This window comes from Streptomyces sp. NPDC090798 (assembly GCF_044768965.1).
GTDB lineage: Bacteria > Actinomycetota > Actinomycetes > Streptomycetales > Streptomycetaceae > Streptomyces.
This window is the reverse complement of the sequence record NZ_JBIVXA010000017.1, coordinates 118,141-143,799: the sequence shown is the minus strand read 5'-3', so window position 1 is coordinate 143,799 and position 25,659 is coordinate 118,141. Positions and strand designations below refer to the sequence as shown.

Genomic DNA, 25,659 nt, shown 5'->3' with positions numbered 1-25,659 from the left:
ACTCTCCAGAAGTCGGCGCGAAGAAGGGGGGTGAATGGCAATTCACCATAGTCGGTGAATTGCCATTCACCCAACGGGCGCCCTACTTCAGGGGTCGCTACCGGCGCGAGCGGGCCTGCACCGTGCGCGCCACGCGCGGACCCAGCCAGCGCTTGAACCGGCGCAGCGCCTCCAGTTGCCCGGCCGCGCGGTCGATCCGGTAGTACAGCTGCGGCGGGACGTACGGGAGCAGCGGAGAGTGCCGCTGGCCGAGCAGGGCGAACATCTGCGCCGGGGGGAGACGGATGTAACGGGGCAGGCTCTCGTACCACTGGGCGCTGTGCCGGGCGGCGCTCTGCACCGGCAGCAGCGCCGCCCTGCGGTCCTGTTCGTAGTGGGCGAGGGCGGCGGACAGCTCCTGGTGCTCGCCCAGGGCTCCGGCCAGGGAGATGGCGTCCTCCAGGGCGAGGGTGGTGCCCGCGCCGATCGAGTAGTGCGTGGTGTGGGCGGCGTCGCCGAGCAGGACGAGGTTGCCGCGGCTCCAGGTGCGGTTGGTCAGGGTGCGGAAGTTCAGCCACTGCGCGCTGCCGTCGGCCTGCGCCCGCCCGATCAGTCCATGTCCGCCGAGGAGGTCGACGAAGAGCTTCTCCAGCAGCGCAAGGCCGTCCGCCTCGCTCGCCCGGTCGAGCCCGAGACCGGTCCAGGTCTCCGGGGCGCACTCGACGACGCAGGTGCTCTCCCGGGCGCTGAATCCGTAGGCGTAGCACCAGATCCAGCCGTGGTCCGTCTCCACGAAGGCGAAGGTGAAGGAGTCGAGGACCTTGGTGGTGCCGAGCCAGATGTACAGGTTGCGGCCCAGGCTGATGTCACTGCCGAAGTGGTCGGCGTGACGGGTGCGCAGTGCGCTGTTGACTCCGTCGCCGGCGACGACGAGATCGGCCTCGGGCAACCGGTCCGCGGTGACCTCGTGCTCGAACTCGACGCGTACGCCCAGGGATCGGGCCCGCTGCGCGAGGAGGTCGAGCAGGCACCGACGGCCGATGCCGAACCCCTCGTCACCGTGGTGCACCGTCGTCCGGTCGCCGACGTGGGCGACTCCGTCGCTCCAGCACACCGAGTGGTCGCGGACGGCGCGCGCGGACTCGGGATCGCCCTCGTGGAGTTTGTCGAGCAGGCCCGCCCAGTACGTCACTCCCCAGCCGTAGGTCGATCCGGCCGGGTTCCGTTCGTAGACGGTGATGTCGTGGGACGGGTCCTGGCGCTTCATCAGGATCGAGAAGTACAGGCTCGCGGGTCCGCCACCGACGCACGCGATCTTCACGCGCACTCCAATTCGTCACACAAAGCGGTCAATTGATCACGTAGAGTAGCAGTCAGGCGCGACCCCGCGGTTCGCGCCAGCTTGCGGGCGTGAGCCGCGCCACCCTCCACCGGCCGGCTCGGGAAGATCATCGGCGGAGCGTCCACGGACCGGAGGAATTCCGCCTTCCGGTCGATCGCGGACACCTGCACAGCAAGATCATCTTCGTTCAACCTTGCACGACATTTACTTAATTGTCCTGATCATGGCCAACCGACATCCGGCGATTTCTCCCGCTCTCCGACGAACCGATAGGCATATCGCGTCATCGACCGAGATTGATCGCAGGAGGTCTCCGCATGCCGGAACTCACCCGTCGCCGTGCCCTCGGGGCCGCGGCCGCCCTCGCCGCCGCGGCCGGCACCCAGACCGTCGCCGTGGCCAGGGCCGCGGACACCGGACACCACGGCGGGCCCGAGGCCTTCGACGAGGTCTACCGGGGCCGTCGCATCACGGGCCGTGCCGCCGACGGCGGCGGTCACCACCACGAACACGGCGCCGGGTACGCGGTGTTCATCGACGGGGTCGAGCTGCACGTGATGCGGAACGCCGACGGCAGCTGGATCAGCGTCGTCAGCCACTACGACCCGGTGCCCACCCCGCGCGCCGCCGCCCGCGCCGCGGTCGTGGAACTCCAGGGGGCACCGCTCGTCCCCCTCGGCATGCCCATGCCCATGCCCATGCCCCCGCAGTGACCCAGCCCCGTCAGCACAACGTGGAGTCCCGCACATGACCGTACGCAAGAACCAGGCGAACCTGACCGCCGACGAGAAGCGGCGTCTCATCGACGCGCTCCTCCAGCTGAAGCGCAGTGGCCGGTACGACGACTTCGTCACCACGCACAACGCCTTCATCCTCGGCGACACGGACAACGGCGAACGGACCGGCCACCGTTCGCCCTCCTTCCTGCCCTGGCACCGCAGATTCCTGCTGGAGTTCGAGCGGGCGCTGCAGTCCGTGGACGCCTCCGTCGCCCTCCCGTACTGGGACTGGAGCACCGACCGTTCGCCCCGTTCCACCCTGTGGGCCCCCGACTTCCTCGGCGGCACCGGGCGCAGCCTGGACGGCCGGGTGATGGACGGCCCCTTCGCGGCCTCCGCGGGCAACTGGCCGATCAGCGTGCGCGTCGACGGCCGTACGTATCTGCGGCGTTCGCTCGGCAGCGGTGTCCGTGAGCTGCCGACCCGCGCGGAGGTGGACTCCGTGCTCGCCATGGCGACGTACGACATGGCGCCCTGGAACAGTTCCTCGGACGGTTTCCGCAATCACCTCGAGGGCTGGCGCGGCGTCAATCTGCACAACCGGGTGCACGTCTGGGTCGGCGGCCAGATGGCCACCGGTGTCTCCCCCAACGACCCCGTCTTCTGGCTGCACCACGCCTACATAGACAAGCTCTGGGCCGACTGGCAGCGCCGTCACCCCGCCTCCGGCTATCTGCCGCTCGCCGGCACCCCCGACGTGGTGGACCTCGACGAGACCATGAAGCCGTGGAACGACGTGAAACCGGCGGACTTGCTGGATCACACCGCGTTCTACACCTTCGACACCGTCTGACCGCGCGTTCACGGGTCCGGCCCCGGTCGCCCCTCCGCACCGGGAGGGGCGACCGGGGCCTCCCGCCGCTCGTCCACCCGCCCTCCACCTGCCGGCCGTCCGCGTACCCGATCCGTACGTGCGTCGCGGTGGTGTCCTTCTCGTCCTGATGCGGCAGGACGACGGGGCGCTGTCCGCCACGCACTTCGGGGGCTGTCCGCCGAGCGTTCGGCGGACAGCCCCCGAAGGAGGACCGGGAAAGTACTAGTGCCGCGGCAGGCAACGTTTGCCCGTCAAGGAGCGGCGTCCGGTGCGTGCTCTCGGCGTGCCGGCCGGAGGCCCTCGTACTGGACGTACTTGGGTCTTCGGCTGGTGCGGCGAGAGTGCGTGCCGGGCGTCGCGACGGGGCGAACGTTGCCTGTTGCGGCACTAGGCGTTGCTCGCCTCGGCCGTACGGCACTCGGGGTGCCCCCAGCCCTGGCCGTTCTTGGCGATGGGCTCGCCCGCCGCGTAGGAGCGGCCGCAGACGCAGCGCCCCGGGAACTTGGCCTTGAGCGTACGGGCCGACGTGCCCTGCCGGGGTGTCTTGGCGGAGGCGGTGGCCGTGGTGCGGCGGCGGCCGGCGCCCGAGGGGGCCGGGGTGTCGGGGGACGGCGGGGGCTCCGGGGAGCCGAGGTCGCTGCCGGCGGCCCGCTGGACGATGGCGGCCTGGCTCGCGGCGCGGTCGGCGAAGTCGTTCAGACGGTCGCCGTCGACCTGGTGGGCGGGGACGTAACGGAACTCCACGGTGCGGCCGTCGAGGAGTTCGTCGATGCGGGCGACCAGTTCCTGGTTGGCGACCGGCTTTCCGGAGGCCGTCTTCCAGCCCTTGCGCTTCCAGCCGGGCAGCCAGGTCGTGACGGCCTTCATCGCGTACTGGGAGTCCATCCGGATCTCCAGCGGGACGTCCGGCGCGATCGCCGTCAACAGGCGCTCCAGCGCGGTGAGTTCGGCGACGTTGTTCGTCGCCGTGCCCAGCGCTCCCGCCTCCCAGCGGGTCGGCGTCTCCGCTTCGTCGGCCACGACCCAGGCCCATCCGGCCGGTCCCGGGTTTCCCTTCGAAGCCCCGTCACAGGCGGCCACCACACGTTCAAGCATGTCCCCGATCATGCCACGGTCCGGCGGCGGCTCCCCGCACGGGCCGCAGCACGCTCTCCCGGACCCGGGGGCTGGTGCCGAGCAGCCGCAGACCCAGTAGCGTCGCCGTGTGCAGGACGTACTTGCCGTCACGGTGGCTGGCGACCAGTCCCCCGTCGCGCAGCACGCCGATCTGGTAGCTGGCGCTCGGCAGCGCGATCCCCACGGCCTCGGCCACCTCCGAGGTGGTGCGGGCGCTCTGTCCGGCGACCTCGGTCAGTACGGCGGCCCTGGTGCGGCCGAGCAGGCGCTCGACCCCGTTGTCCGTACCGTCCGCGAGGGCGAGCGGAGTCTTCGCCACCGGGTAGACGAGCACGGGGGCCAGACCGGGGTCCGCCAGCGCGGTCGGTCTGCGCCAGCAGAAGTAGGAGGGCACCAGGAGAAGTCCTCGGCCCTCCAGATACAGGTCTCGCTGGACGGGATAGTCCACTTCGAGCACCGGGGCACTCCAGCGCGCGACCGGGCGCAGGCTCTCCAGCAGTGCCTGGGTACCGCCGTCGAGGAGGGCTCGGGCGCGCACCCCGACATCGTTGCCCACCGCCGTACTGATGTGCAGCCAGTGCGGTTCCAGCAGACCGCGGAAGTAGATCCCCAGGGAGTTCGCCAGCACCTTGAGCGCGTCGTTGCCCGGTCTGCCCAGCGAGGCGGCCCAGCTCGGGACCGGGCGCGACTCGGCCAGCCGTGTCAGTTCCCGGACCAGTTGCACACGCGGTGTGCGCAGCAGTTGGTCGAGTCCGGCGGAAAGACCGCCGCCGGTGACCGGCGGGGTGAGGAAGTCCGGAATGTAGCCGGTGGAGGGAATCAGGGCGCGCAGCGGGCGCAGTGCGCGGCCCAGGTTCGAGTCGCCGGAGAATCGTTGCCGCGCCGAGCGACGCCAATGTCCGAATTCCAGTGGTCCCTGGCCAGTTTCCAGACGGCAGACACTGCACATGAGTTCCCACAGGGGATCAGGCTGCCGGGCCACTCGAATGTTCTGCAGGTCTTCCGATGTGAAGTGAATGCGGAGCATGGGGTCTCTTTCGCTCGCAATCCTTGTGGGGGGTTCGGCCGCTCGAACGTGCCGCAACCACAAGAGGGGACGAGCACCGCATGCGCATGGTTGCCCCGGAGACAAGAGGCCCCGGCCCGCCCCGGAGGAATTCCGCCATTCTCCGGGGCGGCCGGTGCGCGGGGGTCCCGCGGTCCGTTCAGGACACGTCGGTCGCCTTGGGCATCGCGCCCTCGGTCGTCTTGACGTCGATCACGGAGAACGCCGCGCCCTGCGGGTCGCTCAGCGCGGCGAACCGGCCGAACGGGCTGCTCATCGGCCCGAAGCGGAGAATCGCGCCTCGTTCGGTGGCCTTCGCGACCGCGGCGTCGCAGTCCTCGACGGTGAAGTACACGTTGAAGTACGGCGGGACCTCGGGAGGGAAGTCGTCCGTCATCCGCATCCGGCCGAGGACGGGATCCTCACCGAGGTCGTACAGCCTGAAGTCGACGGCGTCGTCGTCCAGCTGCTTCATGCGGTACCCGAAGACGGCCGAGAAGAAGGCGTCCGACTTCTCGGGCTCACGGGTGAAGACCTCGGCCCAGCAGTACGCGCCGGGCACGCCCCGGGCCTCGAAGCCCTCGTGCCGGCCGGGCTGCCAGACGCCGAAGACGACCCCGCTCGGGTCCCGGGCGATCACCATCGTGCCGAAGTCGCCGACTTGCATCGGCTCCATCAGCACCTCGCCGCCGTCGGCCCTGATCTTCTGGGCGGTGGCGGCCGCGTCGGGCGACGCGAGGTACAGACACCACGCGGACTGGCCCTCCTGGCCGGGCATCGGCGGGACGACGGCGGCCACCGCCTTGCCGTTCGCGTAGGCCTGGGTGTAGTTGCCGTACTCCGAGGACGACTCGCCGAACGTCCAGCCGAGCACCTCACCGTAGAAACTCTTCGCTCCCTCGACATCGCTGAACATCGCGTCCGCCCAACAGGGCGTTCCCTCGGGCTGTACGGCCATGGCGTTCCACTCTTCCTGTTTCGTCATGATTCATCCCGGTTTCACGCTAGCCAGCCTCCGTCCGGGCCGCGCGCCGAGCGGAGCGCCCTGGACGACACTGGAGAGTGGCCTCGGGTGGTCGTCGACGGGACGGGGACACGGGATGATGCACGCGTGGGAAGTGGCCCGGCCCGGGCCGATCGAGGGGGAACCGCTGCGTTTCGTCGAGCGGCCGATCCCGGTGCCGGGGACCGACGAGCTTCTCGTCCATGTGCGCGCGTGCGGGGTGTGCCGCACCGACCTGCACGTCAGCGAGGGAGACCTGCCGGTGCGGCGACCCCACGTGACGCCCGGCCATGAGGTCGTCGGCGTGGTCGCGGCGACGGGCGAGGACGTGCTCGGCCACGCGGTCGGTGACCGGGTGGGCGTCGCCTGGCTGCGCCGTACGGACGGCACGTGCCGGTACTGCGCGCGGGGGGCCGAGAACCTCTGCCCGGCCTCGCAGTACACGGGCTGGGACGCCGACGGCGGCTACGCGGAGTACACGACCGTGCCTGCGGCCTTCGCCTACCGGCTGCCCGGCGAGGTGGACGACGTCGCGCTCGCGCCGCTGCTGTGCGCGGGCATCATCGGCTACCGCGCGCTGCGGCGGGCCGCGCTGCCGGACGCCGGACGGCTCGGCCTGTACGGCTTCGGCGGCAGCGCCCATCTGTGCGCGCAGCTGGCTCTCGCACAGGGCGCCACCGTGCACGTACTGACGCGTGACCCGGCCGCGCGGCGGCTCGCGCTGGAACTCGGTGCCGCGTCCGCCCGGGGCGCGTACGACGAGCCGCCCGAGCCGCTGGACGGTGCGATCCTGTTCGCGCCGGTCGGCGATCTGGTACCGGTCGCGTTGCGGGCCCTCGACCGGGGCGGGATCCTGTCGGTCGCCGGGATCCATCTGAGCGACACTCCGCCACTGCGCTACGAGAGCGACCTGTTCTACGAGAAGGAGCTGCGCAGCGTCACCTCCAACACCCGCCGGGACGGGCGGGACTTCCTGGCGCTGGCGGCCCGCCACGGCGTACGCGCCACGACGCACGCCTACCCGCTGTCAGAGGCGCAGCGGGCCCTGCGGGACCTCAAGGCCGGCCGTTTCGACGGGGCGGCCGTGCTGGTGAACGACTTTCCGCCGCGCACCTGAGCATGCGCGCCCGGGGCGCGCGTGCGTGGATGGACCCAGATGTGTGTGCGGCGGTGGAGGTGGCATGACGGGCCTGGGCGGTGAGGACGCTACGGGGGTGGGGGCGTCGTTCGCCGCGATGGAGGACGCCGTCGAGGCGATCGGCACCACCCTGGACGAGCGGACCACCTGCGAGGAGCTCGCGCAGTTCGTGTGCCGGGAGGTCTGCGACGCCGCCGCGGTGGATCTGCTGCCCATTGACGTCCCGGCCGCACAGCACACGCACGAGCCGAACCTGACCCGTGTCGCCACGGGTGGCCGGACCGAGCTGCTCACCCCCTGGGCCGCGCACGGCGCCCGCCCGCTGTCCGTCCAGGCGCTCGACGAGGGGCTTCCGATCACGGCGTCGCTCGACCTGTCCGGCACAGTGCCCCGGGAGGTGATGACGGTGCCGCTGCTGGCACACGGCCACCTGTACGGAGTGCTGCTGGCCGTCCGACAGGGTCAGGCCTTCAGCGACCGGGGCACCGCCGTCACGCACTACGCGGCACGGCTCGCGGCCGTCCACCTCGGCCACTCACGGCAGCACGACGACGTACGCAGTACCGTCCTCTCCCTGCAGCGGGCGCTGCTGTCCGAACCGGGCCGCCCGCATCCCAACCTCGACCTCGCCACCCGCTACCTGCCGTCCGGCAGCAGCGTCCTGGTGGGCGGGGACTGGTTCGAGACCGTACGGCTGCACTTCGGGCGCACTCTGCTGGTGGTGGGCGACGTCATGGGGCACGGACTGGACGCCGCGGTGGACATGAACGCGTACCGCTCGATGCTGCGCTACGTCGCCTCCACGGATCTGCCGCCGCACCGGGTGCTGCGCCGCCTGGACGCGGCCGTCGCCGAGGACGGCGCCCGGCGTCCGGCGACCTGTCTGCTCGTCCAGGTCGACCCGGCCCGGGGCACGGCCACGCTGGCCAGCGCCGGGCATCTGCCGCCGGTCGTGTTCGCCGGGGACGGCACCGGGGAACTGCTGCACCTGACGGTCGGTCCGCCGCTGGGCACCGGCGTGGGCGGCTACGAGGCGGTCACGCGCGCGCTCGCTCCCGAGGACACCCTGGTGATGTTCACCGACGGTCTGGTGGAGCGGCGCGGCGAGGACATCGACGCCTCGCTCGCTCGGCTGGCCGGGCTGCGGCTGTCTCCCGGGACCAGTGTCGACGCGGCCCTCGACGCGGTCCTCGTATGGCTCGACGCCCGGCACGCGGAGGACGACGTGGCGCTGCTGGCAGCCCGCATCCGCCACCGTCCCCCGGCCTGAGGTCCGACGCCGCCGTGACCGACGTACGTCTTCCCCCTTCCGCCCCGCTGTGCTTGCCTGGGGACCCCTTTCGGCGGGCGGGGCGGGAGTTGCTTCATGCGGAGGCCGTGGATCGTGGGGATGCTGTTGGCCGGGCTGCTGCTCGGCGCGTGCGGGGATCCCGCGTCGGGGCCGGAGCAGTCGCCGCCGGAGCCCGTGGTTCCCACGGCCGCTCCGTCACCGGCCACGACCACCCGCCAGCGCCCCGCCGCCTCCCCCACGGCTCCCACCACGGTTGACGCGGCGGCGAAGGCGCCCGCCGTTCTCTACCTCGGGGACTCGCTCGCCATGGAGAGCCAGAAGGTGCTCGGGCAGTCGCTCCGGGAGGAGGTGAACGCCCGTTACACGAGCGCCCCCTACTCCGGCACCACCCTCTGCGACTACCTGGAGGGGACCGGGGAGCGATCCCTCGTGCCGCCCGCGGACAAGGCCGCCGCGCTGGTGCGCTCGCTGCGGCCGGACTTCGTGGTGCTCCAGTTCTGGGGCAATTCCTGGGGCTACACGCCCTGCATGGGCGGCATCACGTACGACAAGGAACCGGCCACGTACTTCAAGCGGTACGAGGCGGACATGAAGCGGCTGACCGAACAGATCGCGGACGCGGGCGGCGCGCGACGGCCCCGGATCGTCTGGGTGTCGCAGGGTCCGGACCCGATCACCCCCGAGCGGATCCGGACCGTGAACGCGCTCTACGAGGCACGGGCCGCGGCCTCCCACGACCTGGTCGCCGATGCCGGGAGGACGGTGAGCCCGGCGACGGCCCGCTACACGTGGGCGCAGTACCTGCCGTGCACCGCGTACGAGCACGACCATCCGTCGTACTGCAGCGAGCCGGGCCGCGACCGCACCGCCCTCCACCGCGACGACGACTATCTGCACTTCTGCCTGGCGCCGACCACGTCCACGCCGAAACCCTGCCCGCTCCGCTCCCCTGGCATCGTGCGGATCACGCGCGAGATCACCCGGGTGATAGCGGACCGCGTCGGCTGACGGATCGGGTGAGGAGTCCGGCGACGGCCGGTTCGTGGAGGCGGTCGGCGAGCATGCGGTCGCTGATGCCGGGGTGGGCGTCAGCCCATGTGGACCGGGGCGGCGCCTTCGGTGTGCCGCTGCCCGCCAGAACGGCCAGGTCGATGGGGATGTTGACGAAGAACACCCAGCGCCGGTCCAGGACGTCGGTGAGCGTGCCGCCGAGCAGCAGGCCGACGGTGGCGCCGACGCCGCCCATCGCCGCGTACACGCCCATCGCGGTGTTGCCGGCCTCCGGACGAGGAGCCGGACGTATCCAGCCCCGGAAATGCCGATGCCGCGATCGGGGAAAGGAAAGAGCGAACGGAGTCTGACGAAACGGAACACTCGCTGTGCAATCCGAGGCCAGGGTGCCGATACGGCACGCGATCCGGACTCGGGACGAGGCTCAACCGCAGCACTCTTTCGGCAATGTTGTCAATCTCGCTTGACGAACAGCCGCGAAGTGTGGGCACGGAAAAGGAACACAAGCACGTGCCCACACTTTTTTGGAAAAGACAAAGGGGAATTCCATGTCGGGCGCACAATTCCCCGTGCGCCGGGGATCAGTCCGTGAGATCGACGCGCACCGTCGTCAGACCGGCGCCCATCGCCCGCACCGCGGCGCTGTTGAACCGCGGCAGGCTCTTCAGTCGCGCGCGGGCGTCGTCCTCGGGCATCACATGGGCGGTCCCGGTGTACCAGCGGCCGCGGACGCGGACCCGGACCCGCGGGTCCGCCTGGATGTTGCGCACGTACTGCGAACGCGCGCCGTACTCGCTGACGAACCAGAACTCCCGTCCCGCCAGCCGTCCGCCGACCGGGGTCCGGCGCGGCAGCCCCGACTTGCGTCCCGTGGTCTCCAGCAGGGTCTGGATCGGCAGGCGCTTCAGGAGCGGGTTGCCGATCCACCGCTGGAACGACGTGACGACGCGGTATTTCCGTTCGGGGTTGCGGGACATGTGGGAGTCCTCCTGTTCGGTGCCGGGCACCATTGTGCGGCGCCGGGCGACCGTCTCACGACCGCCGTCGGAGTTCCGTTTCGACCAGACGGTTGAGGTGGCGGCGCGCGTCCTGCGTGCTCAGCGGGGGTGCCTGCCGCAGCCGTTGCAGGGCGAGGCCGTCGGCGAGTGCGGCGAAGCGGACCGTGAAGCCGTCCAGGTTGTCGGAGCTGAACTCCCCTTCGGCGACACCTCGTTCGGCCAGTTCGCGGATCTGGGTGTGCCAGGCTTCGTAGCGCTCGGCCTGGCCGCGGGCGAAGGCCTGGTCCGGGTCCTGGTCGCCCGCGTTCCAGTAGTCGAACCACATCCGCCAGTGTCGGTCGGTGTCCTCGGTGAACAGCGCGTCGACGAGCAGCCGCAGCGCCTCGGCCGCGCCGGCCGCCTGCGCGGCGGCCTCGCTGAGCGCCGCGTAGTACCGCTCGATGTGCAGCACCATCGCCTCGGAGAGGATCTCCTGCACGCTCCCGAAGTGGTACGTGACCGTGCCGACGGACACCCCGGCCGCGGCGGCGACGTCCCGCACTCCCACCGACGCGTAGCCGCGCTCGGCGATCAGCGGCACGGCGGCCTCCACGATGAGGCGGCGGCGCACCTCGGTGGGCTGGCGGGTGCGGTCGGCGGCGGCGACGGCACGGCGAGGGGGCCTGGCGGCCTTCATACCGACGTCCTCGGGGTGGTGCGGTGCCATGCGCGCTTGGCCACTGTCTCTCCGTTCGCCCGTGCCTCGATGCGGCTGTCCATGATGAAGTCCGTGGCCGTGGCGCGCAGCTCGGTCCGCGTCACGATCTCCGCGTCCCCATCCTCCCCGCGCGTCAGCCGGATCGTCCATTCGGAGACCGCGGACGCGCAGAGCGGATCGTCGCGGCGGATGCGGTAGGTCTCCCGGGCGCTCTCCTCGTAGCGCAGTCCGTCGGGATAGGTCCGCGATCCCCCGTAGTTGGGGTCGACCTCCAGGGTCCACTCCCCCGTGGCCACGTCGTGTGTGACCAGCCGCTCGGGCCGCGGTTCGGCGGGCAGGTCGTAGGTCACCGGGAGCGGAGGTGCCTGCTCGGGTTCCTCGAAGCGGATCGACGGCTCGTCCACCGGCTCCCGCACGGGAAGCAGCAGCGAGCTGCGCGCGGGTACGACGCTCAGTTCGCCGCGTTCGCCGTGCGGCCACACCCACGGCCAGTAGGCGTCGGAGACGGCGACACGGACACGGTGGCCGGGCGGGAAGGCGTACCCGATGCCGTTGAGTTCGAACTCGACGTCCTCGTACGTCCCCGGCGTCCACTCCACGGCCTTGTCCCGCCCGTGCCGGGAGAGCAGGTTCAGCACGCCCCGGGTGACGAGGGTGGACGAGCCGTCGGGGGCGACGTCGCAGAGGCGGGCGACGACGTTGGCGCGCGGGGTCGCGCTGTCGAGCCGGAGCCGGACGCGCGGGCGGCCGAGGATCTCCACGCGCTGCGTGAGCGGCGCCGAGTCGAAGCACACCGAGCGGCCGTCCTCCTCGCGCTGGTCGGGCGGCAGGTCGCTCGCGTTGCCGAAGGGGAAGAAGCGGCCCGCGTCGAGGCCGGTGTGCTGGGGCGACCGTACGAGGACGGGTGTCTCGCCCGCTCCGAGGATCCGCTCGTCCCAGGTGACCGACGGGGAGGGCCAGTTCGTGTCACCGACCCAGCGCCCCGGCATGACGTCGTACGAAGTGGCGGGCGGAACGGGGTCGTTGATCCAGGCGCGGAGCAGCGGCTCGCGCATGACGCCCGTTTCGATGCCCTTCAGGTGCTGGTCCCACCAGCGCAGGGTCTCCTGGAGGAAGCCGATCGCGGGGCCCGGGGGCAGCCCGCGGTCCGGGTACTGGTGCGACCAGGGGCCGATCAGCCCCCGTACCCGGTCGCCCGGCAGATGCTCCACCAGCCGCAGCACGGTGTCGCGGTAGGGGTCGTGCCAGCCGCCGACCGCGAGGACGGCCGCGTCGATGGCGTCGTAGTCCTCGCAGACGCTGCCGTGCCGCCAGTAGTCGTCGCGCTGCTGGTGGGCGAGCCAGGTGTGCAGGAAGGGTTCGAGAGCTTCCAGGCGCTCGCGCCACATGGTCAGCAGGCGGTCGTGGCCGACGTTCGCCGGGTCCGGCGGGCGGGAGGCGAACGCGAGCATGGTGCCGGCCCAGGCGAGCATGTCGATGCCGAGCAGGGCGCCGCCCATGTAGTGCACGTCGTTGTCGTAGCGGTCGTCCGTCGAGCAGACGGTGACGATCGCCTTGAGCGGCTCGGGGGCGAGGGCGGCGATCTGGAGGGAGTTGAAGCCGCCCCACGAGATGCCGAACATGCCGACCTTGCCGGTGCACCAGGGCTGCGCGGCGAGCCAGTTGACGACGTCGACGCCGTCGGCGAGTTCCCGCGCGTCGTACTCGTCGCCGGGCGTGCCCTCGCTGTCGCCGTGGCCGCGGATGTCGACGCGGACGGAGACGTAGCCGTGGCCGGCGTACCAGGGGTGGCGCTGGGCGTCCCGGGGCGCGGTCCAGTCGCTCTTGCGGTACGGGAGGTATTCGAGGAGCGCGGGGACGGGGTCGGTGACCGCGTCGACCGGACGCCAGACACGGGCGTGCAGGCGGGTGTTCCCGTCCCGGGTGGGGATCCAGACGTCCTCGCGGACGACCTGGCGCTCGAACTGCTCGCGGTACTTCACGAAACTCCCTCGGTGGTGAGCCGGTCCGCCGGGTGCCAGCGGCGCACCCGGTGTCCCGGGCCGTGGTCCGTCCACAGGTCGTCGGGTTCGGCGGCGTCGCTCCAGTCCACGGCGCCGTCGACGAACGGCGTCGCGTCCGGGTCGGGTTCGAGGGCGGCCGCCATCAGCAGGCGGGTGTACGGGTGTCCGGGCGAGGCGAACACGGCGTCCGTGGGCCCTTCCTCGACCACGACCCCGTGGCGCAGCACGACGACCCGGTCCGCGATGCCCCGGACGACCGCCAGGTCGTGGCTGATGAACAGACAGGCCAGTTCGCGTTCCCGGCGCAGGTCGTCCAGGAGGCGCAGCACGTCGGCCTGGACGGAGACGTCGAGGGCGGTGGTGATCTCGTCGGCGATCAGGACGTCCGGCTCGCCCGCCAAGGCCCGTGCGATACCGATGCGCTGACGCTGGCCGCCGGAGAGCTGGGCGGGCAGCCGGTCGGCGAGGGCCGGGTCGAGCCGCACGTCGGAGATGAGCCGCCGGGCGTGGTCCGCCACCTGCGTCCGGGTGGCGGCCGTGCCGAAGAAGCGCAGCGGACGGCGGACCGCGTCGCCCACCGAGCGGCGCGGGTTCAGCGAGGTGTCCGCGTTCTGGAAGACCAGCTGTACCCGGCGGCGCAGGGCGAGCGGCCGCTTCTGCGCGGGGCGCGCGAGGTCGCCGGACTCGTGGGTCATCGTGCCGCCGGACGGGGTGCGCAGGCCGGCCAGCGTCCACGCCAGCGTCGACTTGCCGCTTCCCGACTCCCCCACGAGCGCGAGGACCTCGCCGCGCCGGACGTCGAAGGACACCCCGTGCACGGCTCGCGAGGACCCGTAGTCGATGGTGAGGTCGCGCGCCGAGACCGCGACCACAGCGGCGTCCGGCACGTGTGCCTTGGGCCGCACCTCCCGCTCGCCCGCCTCGCCGACGATCGCGAGACCGGCGTCGTCGAGGCGTGGCACGCTCGCCAGCAGGCGTCTGGTGTACGGGTTCTGGGGCATCGCGAAGAGCCGCCGGGTGGGCGCGGACTCCACGACGCGACCGGAGCGCAGCACGGTCACCTCGTCGGCCATGTGCGCGACGACCCCGAGGTCATGGCTGACCAGCACGGCGGCGAGGCCCAGTTCGTCGCGCAGGGCGCCGATGAGGTCGAGGACGCCGCGTTGGGTGACGACGTCGAGCCCGGTCGTCGGTTCGTCGAGGACGAGGATCTTGGGGCGGGCCGCGACGGCCATGGCGATGGCGACGCGCTGCTGCTGGCCGCCGGAGAGTTCGTGCGGGTAGCGGCGGGCGAGTTCGGCGGGGCGGGGCAGGCGGACCTGTTCGAGCAGGTCGACGACGGGCACGTCACCGCCGGCCTCGGCGATCTGCCGGCCGATGCGCATGGAAGGCGTGAGCGCTTGGCCCGCGTTCTGCGCGACCATGGCGACCGTGTTCCCGCGCAGCCGCCTCAGCTCCCGTGCGGACAGGGCGAAGACGTCCGAGCCGTCGACATGGACGGAACCCGCGGTGATCCGGGAGCCGTGCCTCAGATGTCCGAGGAGGGTGGCGGCGACGGTGGATTTACCGCTGCCGGACTCGCCGACGAGGGCGAGCGTCCGCCCTCCGGCCACCTCCCACGACACCTCGTGCACGACGGACACGTCACGGCCGCCGGAACGGTAGGCCACGGACAGCGAGTTCACGGACACGATCGAGGTCATCAGGAGCCCTCTCTGATCCGGTCGACGCCCCACGCCTTGGACAGGCCGTCGGCGGCGAGGTTGAGCCCGACCACGAGCGTGGCCAGGGCGATGATCGGTGCGAGGCTCGCCATCGGGACGACGGTGATGGCGGTGCGGTTCTCGGCGACCATCAGCCCCCAGTCGGGAGTGGGCGGATCGGCGCCGAAGCCGAGGAAGGAGAGGGAGCTGATGAGCAGCACGACCCACGACGCCCGCATCGCGAACTCCACGCACACCACGTCCGTGATGTTCGGCAGGACTTCGCGCCGCAGGATCGACCAGGTGCCCTCGCCACGGGCCCGGGCCGCGGTGACGTAGTCGGCGGGTACCACGGCGAGTGCCGCGCCCCGTACGACCCGTACGACCTGGGGCACGTACACCACGGCGATCGCGAGGACGATGACCGCCGGGCCGGTGCCCAGCGCCGTGACGACAACAAGCAGGGCCAGGATCGACGGCACGGCGAGGACCGCGTCGAGGACCCGGCCCAGGACGTCGTCGAACCAGCCGCCGCGCAGGGCCGCCGCACAGCCCACCATCGTGCCGAGGGCGACTGTCACCAGGGTCGCGGCGACGGACACGCCGAGCGCGTAACGGCCGCCGTACAGCACCCGGGCGAGGACGTCGCGCCCGTACTGGTCCGTGCCCGCCCAGTGGTCCCAGCCGGGTCCGAGCAGGGCGTGCGAGGAGTCGTTGGCGATGGGGTCGTAGGAGGTCAGGAGCGGAGCGAGCAGGGCGATCAGGATGTGGACGGCGACGATCGCGAGGCCGATCACGGCGGCGCGCGAGGAACGCACGGTGTGCCAGGCACGGGCGGCGCGCGCCGGAGCGGTCGCGGGCGGGGCCGGCGGGGCGGTGTCGAGCGTGGTCATCGGGTCCTCCCGCGCGTACGGAGCTTGGGGTTGAGGGCCATGGCGCCAAGGTCGGCGGCGAGGTTGCAGACGACGTACACGACGGCGCTGATGAGGGCGATGGCCTGGATGACGGGCAGGTCGCGGTTCTGCACGGAGGAGAGCATCAGCTTGCCGATGCCCGGGTAGTTGAAGACGTTCTCGACGACGGCGACCCCGCCGGCCAGCCAGGCCACGTTCAGCGCGATGACGTGCAGGGTCGGCAGCATGGCGCTGGGCAGGGCGTGCCGGGTGACGACCCGCCAGGTCGACAGGCCCTTGAGACGGGCGGTGGTGACGTACTCGCTCGCCATCACGTCGATGACGGAGGTCCGGGCCATCCGCACGATGTACGCGGCCATCACGACGGCGAGGGCGAGGGCGGGCAGCCAGACGGCGGGCAGGAGTTGGCCGACGCTCGCGTCGGGGCCGTAGAGCACGACCGCGGGGAACCACGGCAGCGCCACGGAGAAGCAGAGCACCAGCACGGTGGCGACCACGAACTCGGGGACGCTCATGCCGACGAGGCTGACGGTCGAGATGAGGTGGTCGGGCCAGCGGTCGCGGTAGAGGCCCGCGAGGATGCCGAGCACGATCGAACCGGTGACGGCGAACAGGACGGTGATCAGGGCGATCAGCGCGGAGTTGCCCAGGTACATGGAGACTTCGCCGCCGACCGCCTTCCCGGAGACCAGGGAGGTGCCGAAGTCGCCGTGCAGGGCGCCGCGCACCCAGTCGGCGTACCGCTCCCAGGCGGGCCGGTCGAGCCTCAGCTTCTCGCGCAGGGCGGCGACGGCGTCCGGGGTGGCGTCCTTGCCGAGGACCTGGGTGGCGACGTCGCCGGGCAGGGCCTGGACGGCGAGGAAGACGAGGACGGAGGAGAGGAAGAGGGTGCCGAGGGCGGCGGCCACCCTGCGGACTATGAAGGAGACCACTGCTCAGGCTCCCTTCAGGCCGATGCCGAGGTAGTCGAACTCGAAGCCGTGCTCGGCGTATCCGCGCACCGTCCGTGACAGGCCCACGAGCCGGTCGGCGAACATCGGGGTCATCGCCCCGCCCTTCTCGACGACGAAGGTCTGCGCCTCGCCGTACAGTTCGCGCCGCCGCCGGTCGTCCGTCTCCCGTCGCGCCCGGTCGAGCAGGGCGTCGAAGTCCTTGTCGGACCAGGCGGTCTCGTTGTAGGAGGAGCCGCCTCGGAAGACCTGCGTGAAGAGCTGGTCGACGGGTCTGCCGGTGTACCAGTAGGTCGCCATGAGCGGCTTCTTCATCCAGATCTGGGTGTAGTACGAGTCCGCCGCGGCCGTCTTGACCTTGATCCGGATGCCCGCGCGTCTGGCCGAGTCCTGGTAGGCGAGCGCCATCGGCGTGAAGATCGGGTCGTAGGAGGAGGTGTAGAGGTCCATCGCGAGGCCCTCGTGCCCGGCCTGCTTCAGCAGGTACCTGGCCTTCTCCGGGTCGTGCGCGGGGTGCGCGGCGATGTGCGCGGGGTCGCCGGGCGGCACGGGGTTGTCCCAGCCGGCGGTACCCGCGCCCTGGAGCGCGACCTTCACCACGTGCTCGGGGTCGTAGGCGAGCTTCATCGCCTGCCGCACCCGTACGTCCGTGAAGGGCTTCTCCGAGGTGAGCATCGGGAGCACGTACCACTGGGCGTTCTTCACACGGGCGACGGTGGCCCGGCTGGAGGCGGCGACGACCCGGGCGGTCGCGAAGTCCAGGTTGGTCTGGGAGAGCAGATCGACCTGCCCTGCGAGCAGCGCGTTCGAGCGGGCGGACATGTCGGCGACGGAGTAGAAGGCGATCGCGTCGAGGACGGGGCGGCCCTGCCAGTGGTCCGTGTAGGCGGTGACACGGCCGGGTCCCGCCGGGGCGAAGGACTCCAGCTTGAAGGGGCCCGTGCCGATGCCGGTCCGCCCGATGGAACGGGCGCTGCCGTCGGGCACGACATAGCAGTTGTAGTGCGTGAGCAGGCTCGGGAACTCGGCGTTGGGGGTCTTCAGCGGCACGACGAGGGTGTGCTCGTCGGGAGTGCGGAGCGTCTTGGGGTCGATCAGCGGGGCGAGGACTGCGGCCTGGGGCGAGGCGGTCGCCTTGTCGAGGATGTGGCGCAGGGTGTACGCGGCGTCCGCGGCGGTGAGCCTTCGGCCGTCGTGGAAGGTGACGCCCTCGCGGATGCGGAAGGTCCAGGTGCGGGCCTGGGCGTCGGGCTCCCAGGACTCGGCGAGGTCGGGCGCGAGGTCGCCGTTCGCGTCGACGCGGACGAGGCGGTTGTAGAGGGCGCCGAGGTATTCGTACGCGGAAAGGGCGCTGGCCGGATCCAGCGTCTCGGCCTCGGAGGCGGGCGGCCGGGCGATGCGGAGGGTGCCGCCGTGGTCGGGGGCGCCCTTCTTCGCCGCCGCGGGCAGCACGGGTGCGGCGGCGGCACCCGTACAGCCGGTGAGCAGCCAGGACGCACCGAGTGCCGCGGCGCTCGCGGCTCCCGCGGCGAGGAGCGATCGCCGTCCCGGGTGGTGGATGTCGGACATGGACCGACCGTCCTTCTCGCTATTCGTTCAGCGGAACGATTGAGTGAAGTGCGTGAACGATAACGAGGGGATGGTTCCGCGCCAACCCTTGGAACCCGGAAATTAACCTCGGAAACCCACTCGTTACGGGGTGGGTGAGGGTGTCGAGTCTCAGACTCGGGCTGTTCGGGGGCGGCGCGCGCTGCGCTTGTGCGCCCTTCGGGACGCCGCCGTGCGCGCGGCGCCGCGGGACGCCGACGCGCTGGATTTCGTGGACCGGCTACCGGTTGGGCGAGGGCCCGGCCGGCGGATCATGCCGCAGACGCCGGGCTTGGCACGCCCATCCGCGGCGTTGTCGTCGGTTGCCGACTCCCCCACATGCGGCTTCGCTCGAGCGGGGGACCCATCGCGGGGGCTGATCCGCCACCCCGGGGGCCTGGTCCTGCACCAGGCCACCTCGGCGCTGGACACGCACTCGGAGGCCTCCGGGAGGTCGGCTCGCGCGCGGTGTCGCTGCGCCGGGGTGGCGGGCCCGGCGCCGCACAGCGGCCGGCTCCCCTGATCTTCCGCCCGGGGCGAGGAGCCGCGGGCCGGCCGTCGTGCCGGCGGTCCGTTACTCGCCCGCGTACGCCTTCTCCAGAGCCGCGATGTCCAGCTTGGACATCTTGTACATCGCCTGGGCCGTCCGGGCCGCCTTCTCGGTGTCCGGGTCGCTGATCAGGTCGATGAGCCTGCTCGGGACGACCTGCCAGGACAGGCCGTACTTGTCCTTGACCCAGCCGCAGGGGCCCGCCTCGCCGCCGTCCTCGACGAACTTGTTCCAGTAGTGGTCCACCTCCTCCTGGTCGGCGCAGTGGATCTGGAACGAGATGGCCTCGTCGAACGTGAACTGCGGGCCGCCGTTCAGCGCGACGAACTTCTGTCCGTTGGCCACGAAGTCGACGGCCATCACGGAACCGGCGGTGCCGTGCTCGGACTCGGAGAAGCGGGCGATCCTGCCGAGCCGGGAGTTCTTGAAGATCGAGACGTAGTAGTGCGCGGCCTCCTCGGCCTGACCGTCGAACCACAGACACGTGGTGAATCCGTCGGCGGACATACGTACCTCCTGCGGCGGGAAAAGTTTCGTCACCTCTGTCGACCGATCGTCGTCCCAAAACTCATCGGCGTCGCGCGGGATCCTTTCGCCGGAGGGACGGTGGCGGCCGGTCGCGTCATTCGGCGCGCCCTCCAAGGGGCGCTATAGCATGCGCGGACATGACCTCCTCCGCTGATTCCCCGACCCCTTCCTCCACCCCTTCCTCGGTCCCGGACAGCGCGCGCGTCGAGCCGTTCCGTATCGACTTCCCGCAGAGCGACCTCGACGACCTGCACCAACGACTCGATCGCACCCGCTGGCCCGACGAACTGCCGGGGGTCGGCTGGGCCTACGGCGTCCCGCGGGAGTACCTGCGCGAACTCGTACGGTACTGGCGGCACGACTACGACTGGCAGGCGGCGCAGGCGCGGTTGAACGCATGGCCGCAGTTCACGACGGAGATCGACGGCGCGCGGATCCACTTCGCGCACATCCGTTCCGCGGAACCGGACGCGACCCCGCTGGTCATCACGCACGGCTGGCCCGGCTCGATCGTCGAATTCACCGACGTCGTCGGCCCGTTGACCGACCCGCGCGCACACGGCGGCGACCCGGCCGACGCGTTCCATCTCGTCGTACCGAGCATTCCCGGGTTCGGGCTGTCGGGGCCCACCCGGGACACCGGCTGGGAGTTCCAACGGGTGGCCGCCGCCTTCGCCGAGCTCATGACACGGCTCGGGTACGAGCGGTTCGGCGCCCAGGGTGGCGACTGGGGCGGGGCCATCTCCCGGGAGCTGGGCAGGGCGTACCCCGAGCGGCTCATCGGTGTCCACCTGAACCTGCTGCCCGGATCGTCCGCGGTCACCGAGCCGACGCCCGAGGAGCTGGCCGCGCTGAGCCCCGAGGAGCGCGAGCGCGCGCTGCTGTCATGGCGGGGAGGTCTGGAATGGCGCCGCGAGGAGGCCGGGTACGCCGAGCTCCAGGGCACCCGGCCACAGACCCTGGCCTACGCGCTCACGGACTCTCCCGTCGGTCAACTCGCCTGGATCGCCGAGAAGTTCAGGGCGTGGACGAACGCGAAGGACCGCCCCGAGGAAGCCGTCGACCGCGACCTGATGCTGACCAACGTGATGCTGTACTGGCTGACCGCCACGGCAGGGTCCTCGGCCCGCATCTACTACGAGCGGGCGCACGCGGACTACTGGGGCACCGCACCCGAGCCGTCGACGGCGCCGACCGCACTGGCCGTCTTCCCGCACGAGCCCCTCGTACCGCTGCGGCACATCGCGGAGCGCACGAACAACATCGTGCGGTGGACGGAATTCGACCGGGGCGGACACTTCGCCGCGGCGGAGGAGCCCGAGCTGCTGGTCGAGGATGTGCGGTCCTTCTTCCGGGACCTGCGCGCCGGCTCCTGAGCACGGGGCGGACACCTGGGCCCCGGCCCCCCGCCGGGGCCGTCGTGGCGCCGGTGGCCCCGGTGGCGGCAACCCCGTATCCCCCTCTGCCCGTGGCGAATCTGCCGCGGGCAGAGAAAGCTGATCCGCAAGGGCCTTCGGTCCGAGAGTGGGGATCGCGGCGACGACAGCCGCGCCACCACGAGGAGGACCGATGACTCCACTCATCACCGGCCGGTACCCGGCCCACGCACCGCGTGCCGAGGACGGCGACACCCCCGCGACCCGCTTCGACGACCATCTGGCCGCGCAGCTGCTCGCACAGCGGATCGTCCTTCTCGGCACCCAGGTCGACGAGGTGTCCGCGAACCGGGTCTGCGCCCAGCTGCTCGTGCTGTCGGCGGAGGATCCGCGCACCGACATCAGCCTGTACATCAACAGCCCGGGCGGATCGGTGACCGCGGGGCTCGCGATCTACGACACCATGCGTCTGATCCCCAACGACGTCTCGACCCTCGCCATGGGATTCGCCGCGAGCATGGGGCAGTTCCTGCTCAGCGTCGGCACGCACGGCAAGCGTTACGCGCTGCCCAACGCGCGGATCATGATGCACCAGCCGTCGGCGGGTATCGGCGGCACCACCGCCGACATCGAGATCCAGGCACAGAACCTGGAGTTCACGAAGCAGGCCATCGAGCGGATCACCGCGGAGCACACCGGCCAGAGCGAGGAGACGATCTCCCGGGACGGCGACCGGGACCGCTGGTTCACGGCCGAGCAGGCCAGGGAGTACGGCATGGTGGACCGGGTCGTGGAGTCGCTCGACGACGTCCGCCCGGCCGCGTCACGGCGACGGATGGGGCTCTGACATGGGTACGTACACGATCCCGAACGTCGTCGAGCGGACCCCGCAGGGCGAACGGTCCTACGACGTCTTCAGCCGGCTGCTGTCCGAGCGGATCATCTTCCTCGGCACCGAGATCGACGACGGGGTCGCCAACGTCGTCATCGCGCAACTCCTCCATCTGGAGTCGTCGAACCCGGAGAGCGAGATCGCGATCTACATCAACTCGCCCGGTGGGTCGTTCACTTCGCTCATGGCGATCTACGACACGATGACGTTCGTACAGGCGCCGATCTCGACGTTCTGCGTCGGCCAGGCGGCCTCCACGGCGGCGGTGCTGCTGGCCGGCGGGGATCCCGGACGGCGGTTCGTGCTGGAGCACGCGCGTGTGCTGCTGGGCCAGCCCGCGAGCGGTGGGCGGCAGGGGACGGTGTCCGACCTCGCCCTCCAGGCCAAGGAGATGCTCCGTATCCGCGCCCAGGTCGAGGAGGTCCTCTCCCGGCACACGCACCACGAAGTGCCGACCCTGCGCGCGGACATGGACCGCGACAAGGTGTTCACCGCGCAGGAGGCCGTGGCCTACGGGCTCGCGGACGAGGTCCTGAGCCGACGGCTCGCGCCGGTCTGACACCGGACCACCGCCAGGGCCCGCCGCTGCGGCATGGTCCGCCGGGCAGGCCCTGGCCCGCCGTCCCGGTCAGGCGGCGAGGCACATGCCGTCGTGCTGCGAGGCCGACCGGGTGCGGTGGCGGGCGGGCCGCACCTGGGCGAGGCGCGTGAGTTCGCCCTGGGCCAGCGACAGCAGATCGGTGAGCCCGAGGCCCAGGGCGCGCGCGGCGGCCGCGAGGACTTCGGACGAGGCCTCCTTGCGGCCGCGCTCCAGCTCCGAGAGGTACGGCATCGAGATCCGGGCCGCGTCGGCCACGTCCTTGAGTGTCCGCTCCTGCGCGAGCCGCTCGCGCCGCAGGACGTCACCCACCAGGTCCCGCCACAGCGGCTCCCTGCTCCTGGGCGCCGGTGGCGCCTGCCGGGGCGCGAGGGCCGGGCGGGGCCGCTGGGGCGCGTCGGCCACGGGGGCGGCGGGGCCGGTGCGACGGGCCGCCGGACCGGTGACCGGAGCCGGGCCGGTCGCCGGGCGGAGGGGAATGACGCGGGCTTCGTTCGGCGCTTGGTTGCTCACCCCTTCAGCCTAGAAGTGCCGAGCCGCGAGGGAAGGGATCGGCTCGGCATTCCGCTCTCGGGGGAATCGAGCCACGTCACGCGCCCGTCACTGCCCGACGCGCCCGTCGATCCGCTCGCGCAGGAAGTCCGCGTGGCCGTTGTGCCGGGCGTACTCCTCGATCAGGTGCACCAGCACCTCCCGCAGCGCGATCGGCTCGTCGTGGCGGGTGCCGGTGATGCCGAGGTCGCGGGCCTCGTCCACGAACCGCTCGGCGAAGGCCACCTCGGAGCGCCAGGTGTCCCAGGCATCCGCCACCACCTCGGGGTCGGGGACCGCGCCGTTGAAGTCGCCGTCCGGGTCGCCGTCCGAGCGGTAGTGCCGCGGCGCGTCCTGGCCGGCCAGCACCCCGCGGAACCAGGCCTGTTCGACCCCCGCCAGATGACGCACCAGCCCGAGCAGCGACATGTTCGAGGGCTCGACGGAACGCCGGGCCATCGCCTCGGCGTCCAGACCCGCGCACTTCATCTCCAACGTCAGCCGCTGGTCGCGCAGATACCCGACGAGCGTGTCCCGCTCCCCCACGAATCCCCCGTCGGAGCGTGGATCGTCGTCCGGGTGCACGAACATGTCCGACCACCCGAAGGTTCGCTCGGACGAGGTGTTTGCGGACTGTGGAAGTGTGGTGTCGGCCATGCCTACGAGCATCGACTCCCCGACCGTGATCCGCCACCGGTTTTCCGCCGTCCCGAAACGGTGTCACATCGCCCGCCGTGCCCGGGAGTCGGGGCGAGGACCGGCCCGCGTAAATCGGGAAGGACCGGGTAGCCGGGATCGGGAACGATCACCGGACACGACCGACCAGTCGGCCCACCCAACCGGAGGACTCCCGTGCTGATGGCCCACCCCGTGGTACTGCGCAACCTCGTCGAGCAGTACGTCACCCTGCGCACGCTCCACGCCGAGAACGGCGGAGCGGAAGTCCGGCGGCGGATGGACGACGTGGCCTACACGCTGTGCGTCTCGACCGGTACGAGGGACGTGGACGCGGCGCTCATCGCGGCCCGCCACCGGCTGCCCGGGGCCCGCGCGATGGACGACTCCGTCCTCGCCACCTGACCCGAGGCGCGGACCTTGGTGCCCAAGGAGCCCTGGTGTCCGAGCTCAGTGAGTGATCTGAACCGGGTCGGGGGGGGGGGGGGGGGGGGCCCCCCCCCCCCCCGCCCCCCGCCCCCCCCCCCCCGGGGGGGCGGGGGGCGGGGGGGGCGGGGGCGCCCCCGGGGGGGCCGGGGGTGGGGCCCGCCCCCCCTCCCCGGGGGCCGGTCCGTGGGCCCCATGGGCCCGTGGTGGACCTCGGCTTGTTTGTTATACCGGGGGGGGGGGGGGCCCCCGGGCCCCCCCCCCCCCCACCCTTCGGCCCCTTCAGCGCAGCCACTGGTCCTTCTCCGCGGGCCGGTACAGCGTCACGGCCCGTGTCAGCTTGTCGAGCACCAGCCTCGGCGCCGCGACCCGGGTCACTTCGCCGTCGTAGGAGAACCGCGGGTCGCCGTGCAGCACTTCGAGCCGCAGGCCCCGCACCTGCGCCGTGGTCAGGACCCGGCTGTTGTGCAGGGTGCCGGTCAGGACGGCGAGCAGCAGCCGGGTCCTGGCCAGCGGAGTACCGGCGTCGACGGCACGGACGTCGAGCAGTCCGTCGTCGAGTTGGGTGCGGTAGGTGGGGGCGAACCCGGCGGGGTGGTAGATGCCGTTGCCCGCGAAGAGGAGCCACAGACGCTTGGGGCGGCCGTTGACCGAGACGTTCACGGGGCTGCCCTTGGCGAGGACCCTGGCCAGTCCGACCACCAGCGCCGGCCACTTCCCGATCCGCTGCTCCAGCTTCTCCCGGGCCCCGACCAGGTCCGAGTAGACGCCGAGGCTGAAGGTGTTGAGGAACACCTGCTCCGGCCCGCCGGGGGCGCGGGCGCGCCCGAGGTCCGCGACGACCGCGTCGCCCGCCTGCACGGCTCGTACGACGTCCTCCAGGGTCTGGTTGCCGAGGTCGACGGCGAAGTGGTTGAAGGTGCCGCCGGGGAAGACCGCGAGCGGCAGGCCGAGCCGGGCGGCGATCTCCGTCGCGGCGTTGATCGTGCCGTCCCCGCCGCAGGCGCCGAGGGCGCCGCCCTCCTCCTTGGCCCGCCGGGCGGCCTGTTCCAGGAGTTCCACCAGGTCCTGGTCCTCCTGCGGCACCGTGATCTCGGCCTTGGGCAGCGCGGCGCGCAGATACGCGCTCGCGTCGGGGGTGTCGGCGCTCCACGAGAGCCCCGAGGACGGGTTGACCACGATGTGCAGTCCGGCGCCCCCGGGCAGCGCGGGAGCGGGCCGTCGCGGCCGGGCCGCCGCGGCCGCAGCCTCCGGTTTGACGGGCCACCAGCGGGCGGTCAGCGCGGCGGCGCCGACACCGATCGCGACGCCCACGGCCACGTCGCCCGGACGCCGGTCCCCCGAGCGCGTGCGGGCCACGGTCAGTGCCGCCGCGCCGGGCACCGCGAACAGGCCGTAGCGGGGCGCTTCGAGCAGGACGCCGACGGCGAACGCGGCGGCCGACGCGACCCGGCCGGCCGCGTCGAGCGGCTGCGCCTCGCGGGCCGCCGGGCGCGCCAGCACGCGGGTCACGGCCGAGGCGATGGCGACGGTGCCGATGCCGCGCAGCGCGGCCCGGCGCGCGGTCCGGTTTCCTGACGCGCCGAGGGCCGCGGCAGCGGCACTCCACACGAGTCCGCCCCCCACGGTCCGCCGCCATCCGGAGGGGCCAGCCGACCCCATGGTCGCCCCGCCCGGCCGCCACGGCGTCCCACCGCTCGTCCATCGCCCCGT

25 protein-coding genes are annotated in these 25,659 nt (G+C 71.9%); 9 read left to right on the top strand and 16 right to left on the bottom strand.

Going from position 1 to position 25,659, the window contains the following annotated elements:
• Positions 1-97 precede the first annotated feature (97 nt).
• A complete protein-coding gene (locus ACIQTP_RS32040) occupies positions 98-1,300 on the bottom strand; it encodes an FAD-dependent monooxygenase (protein WP_403406467.1) in 1,203 nt (400 codons plus the stop codon).
• Positions 1,301-1,638: 338 nt separating this feature from the next.
• Here ACIQTP_RS32040 and ACIQTP_RS32035 point away from each other — a divergent pair, with 338 nt between their 5' ends.
• Both ACIQTP_RS32035 and ACIQTP_RS32030 read left to right on the top strand, forming a co-directional pair.
• Complete coding sequence (locus tag ACIQTP_RS32035; protein ID WP_403406464.1) at positions 1,639-2,034, top strand: tyrosinase cofactor; 396 nt, start codon at positions 1,639-1,641, stop codon at positions 2,032-2,034.
• A gap of 34 nt (positions 2,035-2,068) precedes the next feature.
• Positions 2,069-2,893: a tyrosinase family protein gene (locus ACIQTP_RS32030; protein WP_403406461.1), complete on the top strand. Its 825-nt coding sequence runs from the start codon at positions 2,069-2,071 to the stop codon at positions 2,891-2,893.
• A 408-nt stretch (positions 2,894-3,301) separates the two neighbouring features.
• Here the strand turns inward: ACIQTP_RS32030 and ACIQTP_RS32025 are convergent, their stop codons facing one another.
• The 3 genes from ACIQTP_RS32025 to ACIQTP_RS32015 all read right to left on the bottom strand — a co-directional run bounded on the left by ACIQTP_RS32025 (position 3,302) and on the right by ACIQTP_RS32015 (position 6,033).
• Entirely contained in the window at positions 3,302-4,021 is a 720-nt protein-coding gene (locus ACIQTP_RS32025; RefSeq protein ID WP_403406458.1) for a ribonuclease H, read from the bottom strand.
• Positions 4,002-5,057, bottom strand: a complete 1,056-nt coding sequence (locus tag ACIQTP_RS32020) for an ArsR/SmtB family transcription factor (RefSeq protein WP_403406455.1) — start codon at positions 5,055-5,057, stop codon at positions 4,002-4,004. The genes ACIQTP_RS32025 and ACIQTP_RS32020 overlap by 20 nt, the downstream gene beginning before the upstream one ends.
• A 178-nt stretch (positions 5,058-5,235) precedes the next feature.
• Positions 5,236-6,033 carry a VOC family protein gene (locus tag ACIQTP_RS32015; RefSeq protein ID WP_402040455.1) on the bottom strand — a complete coding sequence of 266 codons (798 nt, stop codon included), beginning with the start codon at positions 6,031-6,033 and terminating at the stop codon, positions 5,236-5,238.
• 145 nt (positions 6,034-6,178) lie between these two features.
• On the opposite strand from ACIQTP_RS32015, the gene ACIQTP_RS32010 reads away from it, so the two are divergent.
• The 3 genes from ACIQTP_RS32010 (at position 6,179) to ACIQTP_RS32000 (ending at position 9,515) form a co-directional block, all read left to right on the top strand.
• A complete protein-coding gene (locus ACIQTP_RS32010; RefSeq protein WP_403406611.1) occupies positions 6,179-7,195 on the top strand; it encodes a zinc-binding alcohol dehydrogenase family protein in 1,017 nt (338 codons plus the stop codon).
• Positions 7,196-7,259: 64 nt separating this feature from the next.
• Positions 7,260-8,486 (top strand): PP2C family protein-serine/threonine phosphatase, encoded by a 1,227-nt coding sequence (locus ACIQTP_RS32005; protein WP_403406452.1) that lies wholly within the window; start codon positions 7,260-7,262, stop codon positions 8,484-8,486.
• 96 nt (positions 8,487-8,582) lie between these two features.
• Positions 8,583-9,515, top strand: a complete 933-nt coding sequence (locus ACIQTP_RS32000; protein ID WP_403406449.1) for an SGNH/GDSL hydrolase family protein — start codon at positions 8,583-8,585, stop codon at positions 9,513-9,515.
• Here ACIQTP_RS32000 and ACIQTP_RS31995 read toward each other — a convergent pair.
• The 9 genes from ACIQTP_RS31995 to ACIQTP_RS31955 form a co-directional block, all read right to left on the bottom strand.
• On the bottom strand, positions 9,484-9,771 hold the full coding sequence (locus tag ACIQTP_RS31995; RefSeq protein WP_403406446.1) for a hypothetical protein: 288 nt from the start codon (positions 9,769-9,771) through the stop codon (positions 9,484-9,486). The two genes, ACIQTP_RS32000 and ACIQTP_RS31995, sit on opposite strands and share 32 nt — an antisense overlap.
• A gap of 328 nt (positions 9,772-10,099) precedes the next feature.
• On the bottom strand, positions 10,100-10,495 hold the full coding sequence (locus tag ACIQTP_RS31990; RefSeq protein ID WP_403406443.1) for a nitroreductase/quinone reductase family protein: 396 nt from the start codon (positions 10,493-10,495) through the stop codon (positions 10,100-10,102).
• Between the two features lie 55 nt (positions 10,496-10,550).
• Complete coding sequence (locus ACIQTP_RS31985) at positions 10,551-11,192, bottom strand: TetR/AcrR family transcriptional regulator (protein WP_403406440.1); 642 nt, start codon at positions 11,190-11,192, stop codon at positions 10,551-10,553.
• On the bottom strand, positions 11,189-13,195 hold the full coding sequence (locus ACIQTP_RS31980; RefSeq protein ID WP_403406437.1) for a CocE/NonD family hydrolase: 2,007 nt from the start codon (positions 13,193-13,195) through the stop codon (positions 11,189-11,191). The genes ACIQTP_RS31985 and ACIQTP_RS31980 overlap by 4 nt, the downstream gene beginning before the upstream one ends.
• Positions 13,192-14,919 (bottom strand): dipeptide ABC transporter ATP-binding protein, encoded by a 1,728-nt coding sequence (locus ACIQTP_RS31975; protein WP_403406434.1) that lies wholly within the window; start codon positions 14,917-14,919, stop codon positions 13,192-13,194. Before ACIQTP_RS31975 ends, ACIQTP_RS31980 begins: the two co-directional genes overlap by 4 nt.
• Complete coding sequence (locus ACIQTP_RS31970; protein ID WP_403406431.1) at positions 14,919-15,812, bottom strand: ABC transporter permease; 894 nt, start codon at positions 15,810-15,812, stop codon at positions 14,919-14,921. The genes ACIQTP_RS31975 and ACIQTP_RS31970 overlap by 1 nt, the downstream gene beginning before the upstream one ends.
• A complete protein-coding gene (locus ACIQTP_RS31965) occupies positions 15,809-16,765 on the bottom strand; it encodes an ABC transporter permease (protein ID WP_403406428.1) in 957 nt (318 codons plus the stop codon). The genes ACIQTP_RS31970 and ACIQTP_RS31965 overlap by 4 nt, the downstream gene beginning before the upstream one ends.
• A 3-nt stretch (positions 16,766-16,768) precedes the next feature.
• The gene (locus tag ACIQTP_RS31960; RefSeq protein WP_403406425.1) at positions 16,769-18,352 is read right to left on the bottom strand and encodes an ABC transporter substrate-binding protein; all 1,584 of its coding nucleotides are present in this window, start codon (positions 18,350-18,352) and stop codon (positions 16,769-16,771) included.
• Between the two features lie 592 nt (positions 18,353-18,944).
• On the bottom strand, positions 18,945-19,427 hold the full coding sequence (locus tag ACIQTP_RS31955) for a VOC family protein (RefSeq protein WP_402040428.1): 483 nt from the start codon (positions 19,425-19,427) through the stop codon (positions 18,945-18,947).
• 158 nt (positions 19,428-19,585) lie between these two features.
• Here ACIQTP_RS31955 and ACIQTP_RS31950 point away from each other — a divergent pair, with 158 nt between their 5' ends.
• From ACIQTP_RS31950 to ACIQTP_RS31940, 3 genes are all read left to right on the top strand, one after another.
• A complete protein-coding gene (locus ACIQTP_RS31950) occupies positions 19,586-20,824 on the top strand; it encodes an epoxide hydrolase family protein (RefSeq protein ID WP_403406422.1) in 1,239 nt (412 codons plus the stop codon).
• A 193-nt stretch (positions 20,825-21,017) separates the two neighbouring features.
• Positions 21,018-21,671 (top strand): ATP-dependent Clp protease proteolytic subunit, encoded by a 654-nt coding sequence (locus tag ACIQTP_RS31945; RefSeq protein WP_403406419.1) that lies wholly within the window; start codon positions 21,018-21,020, stop codon positions 21,669-21,671.
• Position 21,672: 1 nt separating this feature from the next.
• Positions 21,673-22,275, top strand: coding sequence for a ClpP family protease (locus ACIQTP_RS31940; RefSeq protein ID WP_403406416.1), 603 nt, complete (start codon positions 21,673-21,675; stop codon positions 22,273-22,275).
• Positions 22,276-22,344: 69 nt separating this feature from the next.
• Here ACIQTP_RS31940 and ACIQTP_RS31935 read toward each other — a convergent pair whose 3' ends face one another.
• Complete coding sequence (locus ACIQTP_RS31935; protein WP_403406413.1) at positions 22,345-22,827, bottom strand: helix-turn-helix domain-containing protein; 483 nt, start codon at positions 22,825-22,827, stop codon at positions 22,345-22,347.
• Between the two features lie 87 nt (positions 22,828-22,914).
• Positions 22,915-23,436, bottom strand: a complete 522-nt coding sequence (locus ACIQTP_RS31930; protein ID WP_403406608.1) for a DinB family protein — start codon at positions 23,434-23,436, stop codon at positions 22,915-22,917.
• 261 nt (positions 23,437-23,697) lie between these two features.
• Between ACIQTP_RS31930 and ACIQTP_RS31925 the strand changes: the two genes are divergently transcribed.
• Entirely contained in the window at positions 23,698-23,925 is a 228-nt protein-coding gene (locus ACIQTP_RS31925; RefSeq protein ID WP_403406411.1) for a DUF5133 domain-containing protein, read from the top strand.
• A 303-nt stretch (positions 23,926-24,228) separates the two neighbouring features.
• On the opposite strand, the gene ACIQTP_RS31920 is transcribed toward ACIQTP_RS31925, so the two are convergent.
• Positions 24,229-25,557: a diacylglycerol/lipid kinase family protein gene (locus tag ACIQTP_RS31920; RefSeq protein WP_403406408.1), complete on the bottom strand. Its 1,329-nt coding sequence runs from the start codon at positions 25,555-25,557 to the stop codon at positions 24,229-24,231.
• Between the last annotated feature and the right edge of the window lie 102 nt (positions 25,558-25,659).